Here is a 12,534-nt window from a genome sequence, read left to right on the forward strand (position 1 = left end):
GACGTAACAACTCCCATTCCTCATCGGTCAGTTCATAGCGTCGGCTCACAATGCCCATCATCCCGCGCAACTACATTGAAGACACGGCCTAGGGCCTTAAGCCGGGCCCCTGCCAGGTTTGCCTTCGTACTGCAGGGTGTCTGTACGGCTGCAGGCCGCCTTGGCAGCATGGAGATACGGCAGGGGGCGGGGCGGGGGAGGGGCCGGCATGGGCACAAGTGAGATCGAGTCCCGCGGTTTCAGTCTGCGGGAGCTGTTTCGTGAAGTGACCTATGAGGTTGACTACTACCAGCGTGACTACACCTGGGGCGAAGACGAAGTGCGCACCCTGCTACGCGACTTATGCGACTCCTTCAAGGACTGGTCGGGGAACTCGGCGTATCTGCGCCGCCCCGGGACCGCACCGCAGTACTTCCTGGGGCCGTTCGTCTACTACGAGCAGGAGCAGGAGCCGGGGAAGAGCGGCCGCTGTCTCGTCGACGGCCAGCAGCGGTTCGTCACTCTGCACCTGATCCTGCTCCAGCTGCGCCTGATGGCACAGGAACCGGAGCATCACCGCATCGCGGAACAGCTCAGCCGCGTCATCACCACCGACCGCGGCCAGTTCTGCGTGGCCATCAGCGACCACGAACCGGTCCTGCGCGCGGTCAGCGAAGGACGCGCCTACGAACCTGTTCGGGGGGACTCGCTGTCCCGGCGCAATCTGTGGGCCCGCAGCCAGCAGATCGAAGCACAACTCGCCGAAGACCTCGATGCCGAGAGCCTGCCCCGGTTCACCGAGTGGCTCCTGGACCGGATCACCCTGGTCGGCATTCGGGCCGCCGACTCCGACCACGGCTACCGCATGTTCGAGACGATGAACGACCGCGGCGCCCGCCTCACCGCGGTCGACCTCCTCAAGAGCCACCTATTGTCCAACGTCGGCGAGGACGAGGACCAGCTCAACGCCCAGTGGCAGCAGATGCTCCGGGAGCTGGCCACCGACCGCGAGGACGCCTCGGCCGTCTCCCGCTTCATCAAAGCCTTCCTCCTGGCCCGGCACGCCCGCACAGGCCAGGACGACGACCGCCGCCAGATCGAGACCAACCTCAACGTCTGGGTCCGCCGCCAGTCCCAGCACCTTGGACTGGCGAAAGGACAGAAGAACAACTTCACGCGCTTCGTCCAGGACCTGCTGAAGACGGCACGCCTGTTCCGCCCGGTCCTGGCCGCAAGCCGCACCCTCAAAGACGGCGACGGACTCGAGGCGGTGTTCTTCAACGAGCGCAACGGCCTGGGAGCCCAGAGCGTCGCTGTCCTCGCCGCCATCGGCCCCGACGACCTGCTGTCCGACGCCAAGGCCAAGAGCCGCCTGGTCGCCGCCTACCTGGACCGCTGGTACGTGCTCAGGATCCTGCACGACCTGCCCGTGCAGTCCGCCGACTCCGACCAACTCATCCACCACACCCTCGTACCGCTGCTGCGCACCTGCCAGACCCCCGCCGATGTCGCCCTGATTCTGGGCCGGCTGATCCAGCAAGACGGCCTGGCCGTGAACGACGCGGTCACTCTGGGGCTGCGCGGCAACAACTCCCACCAGATCAGATACCTCCTTGCCCGGGCCGCGTCCTTCGTGGACCACTCCTGCCAGCGCCCGCACGATGTACTCGCCTTCCTCGACCCCGACCGCTTCCACATCGAGCACCTGTGGGCCAACCATCCCCACCGGGCCGCCGACGAAATCCCCAACCCCGTCGTCTTCCGCAGCCTGCGCAACCAGCTTGGCGGCCTGGGACTGCTCGACGGCCGCGAGAACTCGAGCATCAACGACCTGCCGCTGCCGGAGAAGGCCCCGATGTACCCCCGCAGCAACATCCTCCTCGGCGTCATCGCCCCCGGCTACGACCGGCGCAACCCGCGGCTGCGCGAATTCATCAGGACCCACCACCTCGACAGACTGCTGCGCTCGTTCGGACCGAACGAGTCGATGACATCCGTCATCCAGACCCGCCAAGAGCTCTATCTGCGCCTGTTTCGGACCATCTGGGATCCGCAGAGCCTCGGGTTTGAGTGTGTCGAGCCGATACTGCAACAGGCGCCGAAAATGCCGGATAAGCCGCGGCGCCGGCCACCGGCCCGGCGCGCGGCAGCCTCGAGGCGCCGCCACACGGACGTGGCCAAGATGCTGGACGCCGGTGTCCTCAAGCCCGGCACCCGGATCGTGCTCACCTACCGCTATGTCGACCACTGGGCGACCATCGACGAGGACGGCGGCATTGTGCTCACTGAGACCGGCGGCACCCCCTACGGGCGGGCGGACGAAGCAGGCGCCGTCGTGCGGGGCACCAAGACCTGCCAGGGGATGAGCGAGTGGCACATTATGAACACAGCAGGCGAACGGGTCAGTCTGCGCACACTACGGGACCAAGCGGTAGCCGCAGGAGATCTTTAGCTGTTCCCAGATCTCCTGCCAGTCCCGCGCACCCGCAGCAGCTTCAGGGCCCCAGCAGCGACAGCGCGTATTCCGCGCCCCGCTGCCTGGGAAGAGAACACGGTCGACAGCGAGCGCATCAAGACCGGCGCCCTGGCTCGTCACAGCACGCACCAGGCACCGGTCCGGGCAACTCCGCGCAGAACAAGCGTGCTTGGCAGCTGTCCTGGCCGACGGGGACTGGGGTGATGAGGGTGCTGCACCCGCCCCCCTTGTCCGCGCGCTGACCGGGCCGATGCCCGCCCGGCACCGGAAGGGGAAGCCGGGCCGGATACGCATCAGCCGCGAGCCGATGAACGCGAGGGATGAGCGGTCACGGCAGACTGCCAGGTGAGTCAGCTCCAGCTGATGGACTGGATCTCCTGGAACTTCACTCCGTCTTCTTCCCAGTTCGCGGTGAGCCGTGCGGTGGGAGCTGTACCCCACGTCCGGGCGACCGGGAAGTCGACGTGAGTGCGGCCAAGAAGCCGGCCGACCTCGAGCACGGATCCGTCGCCGCGCGCATTCAAGATGACGGGGCAAGTGCCGTCGCCGACCGGTTCGATCCCGATGCGCAGGTGGTCTGCCGGGCCAGTGCCGATGTTGCTCACCCGCAGGCGCTGCCCCGTGGCCCGGTAGCTGACCCGGCCGTCCTTGTTCGTTCGGGCCTCCCGCTCGAAGAGGTACTCGCAGCGCACGACAGTCTGCGGCGCGCGTGGAGAGCGGCTGTGGCCGGTGGCGTTGCTGCCCCGGGCTTCCTGCTGCAACTGCTCGAAGAGGGCTGGCGAGGCAGGATCCGCCTGGCCCTCCCGGGCAGGGCGCAGACGGTGTGCGTCATGCGCAGCCGCGGCGTCGTACCAGACCTGGTCGCTCTGAAACTCAGGCTGCAGGCGGTGGAAGGCCTGGCCCCACTGCCGGGTCTGTTCGTGGATGGCCCGTTGGCCGTCGCCGGGCACGAGCCATCTCAGTCCCGGATCGTTTCGGCGGTAAGCCCTGAAGAGCACGGCGAGCGGACTGGTGTTGACCGGATAGCCGAGGCGCTGGCCGTGCACAGTACTCAGGGGGCCCTGGCCCCGTATGACATGCACGACGCCACGCCAGGGTGAGCTGTCCGTGGCGAAGGAGTCCTTGGACCAGGACACCGGGACGTGGTCACAGTGGATCTCCCCGATGATGCGTCCTTGGTTGGGAAGGTCGGCGGGGTACTCGGGCTGCACGGTGCCGGTGTCGTCGTCGGTCCAGGCGAACAGGCTCTTGTCCCGGGCCAGGATCTTGCGGCCGTGCCGGTAGAAGTCGATGCCGTAGTCGGTGGGGTGCAGGTAGCGCTGGATTCCGAGCCATCCCCACACGCGGCGGGCCAGCGGGATCAGGCGGCGACTGCCGCACTCGCCGCACATGTCGGCGTCGAAGGAGGCCGATGCCCCGCAGGCCTGGCACTGCTGAACTGTTGCCAGCGTGACGTCGACCTCCTGCCGGGCTGCCACTGGGCCTTCGCGGAGTTGGACACGTCGTGCGGCGTCCCAGGCGCAGGGCAGCCGGGGGGATACGAGGTACTCGTCCAACGTCAGGCGCAGCCGATCCTCCCGGATGAGGTAGCTGTAGACATCGCCGAGCCGGTCGCGCAGTCGGCGCATGTGCCGTGGACGCGGGTCACGCAGCTCGCTGATCGTGATCTCGGTGCCGTGCTCGTCCTGCCGCTGCTTGGGTTCAACACGCAGCTGTACCCTCCACTGCGTGTCGCGGGCCAGGGCCCGCAGATCCAGGCTCAGCACACTCCACGCCGTATCCTCGCGCCGGGCGGTGCGCACGGTGACGACCGAGCCCAGACGCCGTGTGGCGATGTTGAATCCGAACCCGCTCAGCGACCGGCCGCCGCCTGCCCAGTTCAGGCGCACCGAGTCGAGCAGCTCCGACCTGTCCATGCCTGCTCCCTGATCCCGGATTACGATCGCGCTGCAGTGTCTTTCAGCGTCCCGGTGAAAGGTGATGGACACCTCCAAGGGCGCGCCTTCAGCCGTCCCGGTGCCATGCGCCTGGCGGCTCTGCCCGTCCAGCGCACTGTCCACCAGCTCGGCCAGACAGTTCCATTCCGGCATGTCGATTTCCGACAGGGCCCGAAGAAGATGGGGCGAAGGCAGGACCTGCACGACCTGCTGCCGCACCGACTTGTTCAGGCTGGCCCGCTTCCACGCATCCGACCACGCGGCTTCTTGCTCCGAACCCAGCCGCAGCGCCCCGACGAATGCCAGAACAAGATCCTTGCGCAGGCGGGCTTTGCCCCGCAGCGCCTCGTTCAGTGTGGTCCGCGGCAGTGTTCCGGCCGGCGCGCGCTGCGATAGCTCGCGCAGGCTCAGGCCACTGGCCCTGAGCAGTTCCTGCATCGCCTCGCGCAGTTCGTCAAAGGTTGTGATGCCTCTGACCCGGTCGAGACCGAAGGAAACACTTTCGGGAGCCGCCATCGCCTCCCGCCAGTGCTCCTGGACCGCGCGCGGGTCGACTCCGCAGCCGCGGCTGAACTTCTCGACGACCGGCCACGGCGTCCGGTAGCCGTTCGCGGCCCGATGCAGCTGGGCCGTGCTCAGACCCGTTGCCCGGGCCAGCTGGGCGTAAGTGAGGCCGGCCAGGTGGCGCATCAGACGAAGCTGACGCGCCACCTCGGTCATCTCCACGGCCCGGGCAGTCAGCTCGCGCTCGTGTCCCATCGGATCACGAGCGGACGCGACGGCGACGAGAGCCGGGCACCGGCAGCACCGTCAGGAGCCAGGCAGCGGCCACCTCGACGATGAACGCTGCAAGCAGGTCCTGCCAGGGCAGAAAGACAACCGATACCCCGATCACGGCCACCACCACGATCACGGTGACGACAGTCCGCCCTTGCGGCAGACGCCGAGGCATTCCAGGCCATACACAGGCCAGCTCTGCATACACGGATCATCCTTTTCCGGAAGCGTGTCAACACGCCCCCGCGCTAGGTGCTTTGGAGTTGCGCGCGATGCGCACCAACAGGTTTGGGGCCTGGCCGGTGCCGCACACCAGGAATGGTGCCGCACCCAACATCCCGAAAACCAACCGGAATCCAGACATCCACGCTCTGTTTCACCTATGTCCCGATCATGACTGGCATGCCGTCCGGGCAGGCCAGTGCCGTCCAACGCGTGACCGCACTCGCCCCAGCGCGCCGATGTTGCATCCTTGTCCGGACTTCAATTTGCTTCCTTGACACCGCATCACCGACCCTGGATCGCAGGATCCCGCTTTGGAGATGCACAAGGGACCTCGACCACGGCGCATTTGGGGTGCGCCCGGTCAACTCGAGCGGGGGTTCCCGGGCACAGCCTGGGAACCCCCGTCGCGCTCATCACGATTCTCCGTCCCAGACGATGACGGAACACCCGCCCGCCCAGCGCCCGACGCCCACCAGGCCCCGCCTGGTCCCGGACCAGCTACACCGTCCGGTTGTGCCGACGCTGACGCCAGTCGGGATCGAACAGTTGTTGACCTTCTGGCTGAGGCGCCAGTGCAGGCGAGGGTGGCCGGCGTGCGCTGGCCGCGCCCGACGCCGTCAGCTGGTGGAGGTCTCCGACTGCGGTGCGGTGGGAGAGCCTGCCGGTGCGGCTGTGGTGTAGAGGAGGGAGGAGCCGTGAACGTGCGGTAGGCGAAGGTCAAGAACACGCGGGTGGTGTAGTCGGTGACTGTCCTGGGTGTGTGCGTTGCAGGGCGAGATGCCGAGTTGCTGGGGCATGAGCCACGGGACGTTGGGGGACCGGGGCGCATGCGACGGCCTCACGCCACACTTGCAGGATGCCTACGGTCTTCTGGTCGGCTGGCTCGGCGGCTGGTCATCGGGCCGTACCAGGCCGCTTTTGTAGGCGGCAGCTACCGCCTGTGCGCGGCTGTCCAGGCCGAGTTTGACCAAGATTCGCCCCAGGTGCGTTCTGACCGTGGCGCGGGCGAGGACGAGATACTCGGCGATCGTGTCGTTGCTGAATCCGTGCGCAACTAATGCCAGCACTTCACGTTCCCGCGGGGTCAAGCGTTGCATCTCCTCAAGAGTGGGGAGTGGGAGACGGGGGCGGGTTGCGAAGTCGTTCAGTAACTTCCGGGTCACCGCTGGGTGGAGCCAGGCGTGGCCGTTTGCTACGGCTCGGATGGCCGCTACGAGTTCGCTTGGCGCAGCGTGCTTCAGCATGAACCCGGAGGCGCCGGCACGGAGTGCGGCATAGACGGCCTCATCGTCGTTGAAGCTTGTCAGTACCAGGACGGCCGGCGTGTAGCCGGTATTGTCGATGAATGCATCGTCGGTGAGCCTACGAGTGGCTTCGACGCCACCGTCCGTGCCTGGTGGCATGCGTACGTCCATCACGATTACGTTTGGGCGTAGTTGCGCGGCCTGTTCGACGGCCTCAGTAGCATCGCCTAGTTCGCCCACGATCACGAGGTCGTCTTCGGCATGTAGGAGCATTGACAGGCCGGCACGCACCAGCGGCTCGTCATCTGCGAGCAGGACACGTGTGCGCTCGTCTTTCTCGGCTGTCATGGCTGCTGTGCTGCTGCTGGCATCCGACGTAGTTCACTGTCATTCTCACCCGGCGCGGCTACCGGTGCCGGTGTTCTTGTGACGGGGAAGGTGACCGTCACTAGAAATCCGCCGTTTGGGTGCGGGCCAGCATGGAAGCGACCGCCGACTGCGGCGGCCCGTTCCTGCATGCCGAGAAGTCCCTGGCCGGTGGAGAGTGAATGTGCTGCAGAGCTTCGGACGACTGGTCCGTGGTCGCGTATTTGGATCTCCAATTCCCCGGGATGCCAGCGCACTTGCACGTGGATTGGCTGGTTTGGATCGGCGTACCGAGTGGAGTTGGTGAGTGCTTCCTGCACGATTCGGTAGGCAGACAAGTCTACCCCAGGGGCCAGGGGAACCGGGTCTCCGGTGGTATTCAGTTCTATCCGCATTGCGCTGGCCCGCATGCGCTCCAGTAGCGCGCTGATGTCCCTTAGTCGAGGGAGGGGTTGCGCCGTGGAATATGAGGGGTAGTCGGAGCTGTCGGCGAGGAGGTCGAGCATTCGACGCAGTTCGACGATCGCTTGCTGCCCGAGTTCATCGACGTTTTGCAGTGCCACCTCTGCGCGGCCAGGGTCTTTGCGTAAAACGCGCGCCGCTCCGGCTGCCTGGAGCACTATGAGGCTGACGGCGTGCGCCACAATATCGTGCAAGTCCCTAGTGATACGCCTGCGTTCGGCTGCTACCGCATCAGCGGCGGCCCGCTCAGCCTCGAGATGGCGGTGCCGCACCATCCAGGCGGCCCACCGCCCCGCCCCGAAAACGGCAAGGTTAATCATCATGCCGACGACGGTCGCCACAGCGAACGCGTCAGTACGGTTGTCCGGTGTAGCGATTCGAACTTCGTCGATGATGTTGAGCGCGGTGGGTGCCAAGGCTGACAACAGCCCAAGTGTCGCTGTGCGATGGCTGCACTGATAAGCGACCGTGTAGAGGCCGAGCCACACGTGAAACATCGGCACGTAGCCGGACACGAGAAGCCAAGCCAGCAGGTTGTGTACCACGGCAATCAGTAGCACTGGGACTGGGAACCGCCGCCGCCAGACTAGTGGTAGATAGCCCACGGCCGCATAAAGCGGCACGGCCCACTGGGGGGCGGTGTCGCCAGGGCGGGGGCCCTGATTAACGAGCAGATCGAGTGCGAATAAAACGGCCGCGAGTGCTATGTCCAGGCGAGGCGGCCACTGGTGGTTTCGGGGCGCCACTAATCCCACCACCGGCCCGCACAATTACACCACGGTACAGACTTGCATATCCATCCGCTGATCTCTTCGGGTGTCCTTTGGCTGTCATCGTGAATCAGATTGCGCTGGAGGATGGCTTCCCACTCTCGGACCTGTGGTAGGACCTGATCCGGGATCAGTTCCCGGATTCCGCCCGGAACTGCCCGGGCTCGCTCGAGCGCGGTCCACACGTCCGAGTCTGAATCTAACGATGCCTCGAACTCCCGCTTGTTAAATTCTTCCCTGAAAGGAGTATGGCGAGAATCCTGTGTCAGCCCAAGAAAAGCAGCCGCACCCTTCGGGTGCGTGGCGAGTCCCAGGATCCTGATGCTTTCAGGTTTAATCCGCTCGACGAAGCCAGGCGCACTCCTGCGGGACGACGCCAACAACACCTCTAAAGGGATCTCTCCCTCATGTAACCAATCTAAAGGCCCGGGAACGACGACACAGTTGTGGCTGGCGAGGACCCCCCAAGCCAGATGGCCTTCGACGGCATCTGGTAGGCCGACTCGCTGGACAGAAACCACAGGTTCGCACACAGCAACTTCCTTCTGCCGCTGGGAATAGTTGGATGCCAGCAGTGTGCTCGCAACCGCACGCAGTGGCTATCCGCTCGGCACCGTATTTGGGGTCCACCTGTACGTCCAAACGATGACGGTGCAATGACGGTCGACGGCTGACGACCTGATAGCTCACCCCATGGAGGATGGTGTGCGGCTAGGCAACGACCGCTACTGAGCCAGCTGCCCGAGCAACCTACGGGACCACATGCTCCTCGACGTGATCCGCGAGGCCGGCAAACCCTCGGGCCCCTACTAACCCGACCGCGCACGCAGCGCGTCCCGGCCACCGGACACCATGCCACTCTCACTTGTTCTTGACGGCCCTCCGAAACCACAGGAGTGGTTGCCCTATGGACGCCCGAACTCTTCTGCTCCTCACCATCTCAGCCGTCATCGTCGGCTACGCCGCCTACACCAACCCTGCGTTAGGTGCGGCAATCTCGGTGGCCGTAGCCGTCGTTGCCTTCCTGTACCTGATGCTGAAGGACGACAACTCCCAGAGGTAGCCGCCTTGCTCTTTGGCCGTGGGCCGCGAGCTGTCGGCGGGATGGCACGCCCTCCTACATCTCGACTTCTCCCCTGGCTGATCTCGGGCGCCTCGATCTCTGGGGCGGGGGTGAGGCGCGGTCGCCGCCTTGGCCGATCACTTCGAACTGTCCCTGGGGGACATCGCCGCCGCGAGCCTGGAGAAGACCAAGGACCGCTGGCCCCCCACGCCGAACGCACCGTCTTCGAGGCGCACTTCCTCGACCATGAACGCCTCCCGCGCCAGGCCTGGGCGTTGACGGTGCCCCGGCCGTCGATGATGCGGACTGTCGCGGCGCGGGCGGCGTCCATCTGTGATGGGGCTTCGGCATTCCTCAGCCGGGGATGAGCCGGGCAGGACGATGTGGACGTAGCTGTGGAAAAGAGGGGTGGCGGGAACAGCGCGCGGCTCCGGTAGTCGGCCATCTCAGCCTCTGCATGTGTGTGGCTACGGTCGGGGCATGAACTGGACCACTCTGGTAGGCACGTTGGTGGGTGCGGTCATCGCCATGGGTTCGGCGTTGCTTGTCGAACGACGAAGGGACCGTCGCGAGCACGCACTTGAGGAACAGCGGTATCGCCGATAGCGCGAGGCCGAATGGCGGACGACTCGAAGAGAGTTGTACGGCTCGTTCCTGGCGACACTGACCGAGGCACGGAACGAGGTAAGGAAGGTGGCGCGGGACACCGAGGCATCCCATACCGAGCGGGCTGACGCTGTCCGGACCGCCTGCCTCCCCTGCTACGGCCCGCGATACCAGATGGAGATTTTGGCGCCGGAGATTGTGGCAACACCGGCGGTGGAGTTGTTCAGAGCGGTGCGCAATCTTCGGGATGACATTGCGGACGGGGCCGTGCCGGGGTCAGAGGAGTACCACCGGTCGACGAACGAGTATCACGAGGCCCTCGTCGCGGTTCGTACCGCGATGCGCGCAGACTTGAAAGTAGACGCGCAAATCGGTTGATCGCTCAGTCGGCAGCCCTTGAGCGCTGCGTCGCCTCTGACCGCGTAGCGCGGCCGGGCTGTCCTTGCGTGACGAGGTCTCGGTGCAGCCCACATCCGCTGGGCGGCGCGCCGTCTATCGGCAGAGGCTCTTACCCCGGGCTATCGGGCGAGCTGGACCTTGACCGGGGTGTTGGGGCAGCGGGTGGCGTTCTCGGCGAGGGCAGCTTCTTCGCTGGGGTCGATGGCGAGCTTCCAGCGGGTCTTGATGGCGACCCACTGGCTCACGTAGTCGCACTGGTTGCCCTCGGCCGGGGGCATCCAGGTCGAGGGGTCTTTGTCGGCCTTGCTGCGGTTGGACTTCGCCGTGACGGCGATCAATGCCCGCTCGTCGCCGAGGTCGTTGGCGTAGGCCTGGCGCTCGGCCGCCGTCCAGTCCTTGGCCCCGACTGGCGGGAGGCGTCATTCCACATGCGCGATATTCCGGAGTACCTGTCCAGAGGTTGTTCCGTACAGGGCGGGAATATCCCGGCGGCGCGAGGTTGTGAAGGCGGACGATGCCGAGTCGGCGACTGCGGGCCAGTGTCGGGTGAGTCGAATGAGGCGTTGTAGCGTGCTGGTTGGGCGAAGCCCATAGCGCGCGTCAGCGACGCTGGTGATGCGGCATTACTGCAGGTCGGACTCCAGCGCGGAGGCAGTAGATCCTGAACTTGTGGGAGGGATCTTCCAGCGAGACGTGACGCCGTCGCCGTCGACGTAGATGAGGGTGGCTCCCTTCTGGTCGGTAGTGATGTCGAACGCGACTGTGTCGGTTATAAAGACCTCGGGTGGCACGGTTGCTCCACCTTCATTACTGGATCCGAGGGCAGTTACCCCTCGTGCAGCCGTGGTGTTGCCCGCCTTGACGGTATGCCCGTCGGATGTCTTCCATCGGAAGCCACCCGTGTCGGCCGTGCTTGTCACCGGGGTCTTGGACCGATTTGCTGCGTCGTACCTGAGGACGGCGAAGAGATCACGCTCCGGGGTGGATGAGCCGGCTCTCTCTACGTAGGCGACGCTATCTGCAGTGATCTTCACGGTGCCTTTGCCGTAAACCCCAGCGGTGTCGGATCCTTGCCCCAACTTGAGCGCGGGGCGCGGACTTGGCTGCGAATCACTTCTGTCATCGCTGCCGGAACAGGCGGTGAGGCTTAGGCAGCAGACCGCTGCAAGCGCGGGTGCCGTGGTGACGTGACGCATGATCCCCCTGAAAGGAACAGTCGAAGTGCGCAAAGTCTGCTCCACTTCAACGGGGCAGCTGCACCATTGTTTCCCTGTTGTGACCAGAGGCGATTGGACCTTAGTAAATCGGTATCTCGTATGGCCGAAGTCTTCCGATGAGGGCCCCCGTTCTGGAGTCGGGCGATGGTGATCATCGAGGTGCGCACCTTCGCTGAGGCGGCAGCCCTCGAAACTCTGTGACGCCCGGCCCGGAGACCCTGTGGTCTATCCGGAGCTGTCGGAAGCATCCTCATCTTGAGGATGTGCTGTCCGGAGGCACCATGTCGCTGGTGATCGCCCATCGCTCGTGGTCTTGCCAGAACCCATCTGCAAGCTGGAAGGCGGGAGAGTAGCCCTCGCGTCGGAACCCCAGGCGCTCAACCAGCTTCACCGAGGGCTTGTTCGCCGGCTGGATGTTGGCTTCCAGCCGGTGCAACCCCAGGTCGGCGAAGGCAAACCGTATGACGAGATCCGGGCCTTCAGCCATGTAGCCGCGGCCCGTGGTCGAGGCATAGGCGACGTAGCCCAAAGCCCCACTCTGTAGAGACCCCCGGACGATGTTGTTGATGTTCACCCCGCCGACGATCTCCCCGGTTTGCCGCAGACAGACAACGAATCCATCGTGGGTGGGCTGCTCGAATCGCGCGAGGTAGGACTCGAACTCTGCGCGAGTACCCGCGCGGCTGGGCACCCAGGGGTGGTGCAACTTGGCGCTGGCCCGGGTCAGAGCGGTGATCTCCTCGTAGTCCTGGTCACAGATACGGCGTATCGCCACTCGAGGGCCGTGGGCAAGGAAGGACGTAGACACCCCGCGATCATAGAGAGCAGGCCTGCCCTATCTGTGGGCCCTTCGCAACAGCCGTTCAAGCCTCTACCAGCGGTTGGCTGCAATCGGGTGTGGGGACGCGGCCGTTACGTCGACAACAACTCAGGATCAGGCTTGCCAGCGGTGGGAGAAGCCCTCCAGCAGTCGGCCGCCTAGCAGGTCGAGCACCTGTTCCACCGCAGTGGCC

The 12,534-nt window shown here is 65.3% G+C and carries 9 protein-coding genes and 1 pseudogene; 3 read left to right on the forward strand and 7 right to left on the reverse strand.

The features are described 5' to 3' along the window. Positions 1–208 precede the first annotated feature (208 nt). Positions 209–2,431: a DUF262 domain-containing protein gene (locus tag ACFQ7F_RS42075; protein ID WP_383283540.1), complete on the forward strand. Its 2,223-nt coding sequence runs from the start codon at positions 209–211 to the stop codon at positions 2,429–2,431. 374 nt (positions 2,432–2,805) lie between these two features. Here the strand turns inward: ACFQ7F_RS42075 and ACFQ7F_RS42080 are convergent, their stop codons facing one another. From ACFQ7F_RS42080 to ACFQ7F_RS42095, 4 genes are all read right to left on the reverse strand, one after another. Further along, positions 2,806–5,151, reverse strand: a complete 2,346-nt coding sequence (locus tag ACFQ7F_RS42080; protein ID WP_383283543.1) for an XRE family transcriptional regulator — start codon at positions 5,149–5,151, stop codon at positions 2,806–2,808. Between the two features lie 4 nt (positions 5,152–5,155). Further along, positions 5,156–5,305, reverse strand: a complete 150-nt coding sequence (locus ACFQ7F_RS42085; RefSeq protein WP_383283546.1) for a hypothetical protein — start codon at positions 5,303–5,305, stop codon at positions 5,156–5,158. Positions 5,306–6,254: 949 nt separating this feature from the next. Next, positions 6,255–6,986 (reverse strand): response regulator, encoded by a 732-nt coding sequence (locus ACFQ7F_RS42090; protein WP_383283549.1) that lies wholly within the window; start codon positions 6,984–6,986, stop codon positions 6,255–6,257. Continuing rightward, positions 6,983–8,011, reverse strand: a complete 1,029-nt coding sequence (locus tag ACFQ7F_RS42095; protein ID WP_383283552.1) for a sensor histidine kinase — start codon at positions 8,009–8,011, stop codon at positions 6,983–6,985. The genes ACFQ7F_RS42090 and ACFQ7F_RS42095 overlap by 4 nt, the downstream gene beginning before the upstream one ends. A 1,132-nt stretch (positions 8,012–9,143) precedes the next feature. Between ACFQ7F_RS42095 and ACFQ7F_RS42100 the strand changes: the two genes are divergently transcribed. Beyond that, positions 9,144–9,299 carry a hypothetical protein gene (locus tag ACFQ7F_RS42100; protein WP_383283555.1) on the forward strand — a complete coding sequence of 52 codons (156 nt, stop codon included), beginning with the start codon at positions 9,144–9,146 and terminating at the stop codon, positions 9,297–9,299. 480 nt (positions 9,300–9,779) lie between these two features. After that, positions 9,780–9,905 carry a hypothetical protein gene (locus ACFQ7F_RS42105; protein WP_383283558.1) on the forward strand — a complete coding sequence of 42 codons (126 nt, stop codon included), beginning with the start codon at positions 9,780–9,782 and terminating at the stop codon, positions 9,903–9,905. 518 nt (positions 9,906–10,423) lie between these two features. Here the strand turns inward: ACFQ7F_RS42105 and ACFQ7F_RS42110 are convergent. The 3 genes and pseudogenes from ACFQ7F_RS42110 to ACFQ7F_RS42120 all read right to left on the reverse strand — a co-directional run. Then, a pseudogene (locus tag ACFQ7F_RS42110) lies at positions 10,424–10,693 on the reverse strand (HNH endonuclease); the annotation flags it as partial. 234 nt (positions 10,694–10,927) lie between these two features. Next, positions 10,928–11,338 (reverse strand): hypothetical protein, encoded by a 411-nt coding sequence (locus tag ACFQ7F_RS42115; RefSeq protein ID WP_383283560.1) that lies wholly within the window; start codon positions 11,336–11,338, stop codon positions 10,928–10,930. Between the two features lie 433 nt (positions 11,339–11,771). Next, positions 11,772–12,329, reverse strand: a complete 558-nt coding sequence (locus tag ACFQ7F_RS42120; protein ID WP_383283563.1) for a GNAT family N-acetyltransferase — start codon at positions 12,327–12,329, stop codon at positions 11,772–11,774. Between the last annotated feature and the right edge of the window lie 205 nt (positions 12,330–12,534).

It is taken from the genome of Streptomyces sp. NPDC056486, from assembly GCF_042795295.1.
Lineage (GTDB): Bacteria > Actinomycetota > Actinomycetes > Streptomycetales > Streptomycetaceae > Streptomyces.

Coding starts and splice junctions, on each gene's coding strand:
- ACFQ7F_RS42075 (WP_383283540.1), top strand. CDS start 209: ATGGGCACAAGTGAGATCGAGTCCCGCGGTTTCAGTCTGCGGGAGCTG.
- ACFQ7F_RS42080 (WP_383283543.1), bottom strand. CDS start 5,151: ATGGGACACGAGCGCGAGCTGACTGCCCGGGCCGTGGAGATGACCGAG.
- ACFQ7F_RS42090 (WP_383283549.1), bottom strand. CDS start 6,986: ATGACAGCCGAGAAAGACGAGCGCACACGTGTCCTGCTCGCAGATGAC.
- ACFQ7F_RS42100 (WP_383283555.1), top strand. CDS start 9,144: ATGGACGCCCGAACTCTTCTGCTCCTCACCATCTCAGCCGTCATCGTC.
- ACFQ7F_RS42105 (WP_383283558.1), top strand. CDS start 9,780: ATGAACTGGACCACTCTGGTAGGCACGTTGGTGGGTGCGGTCATCGCC.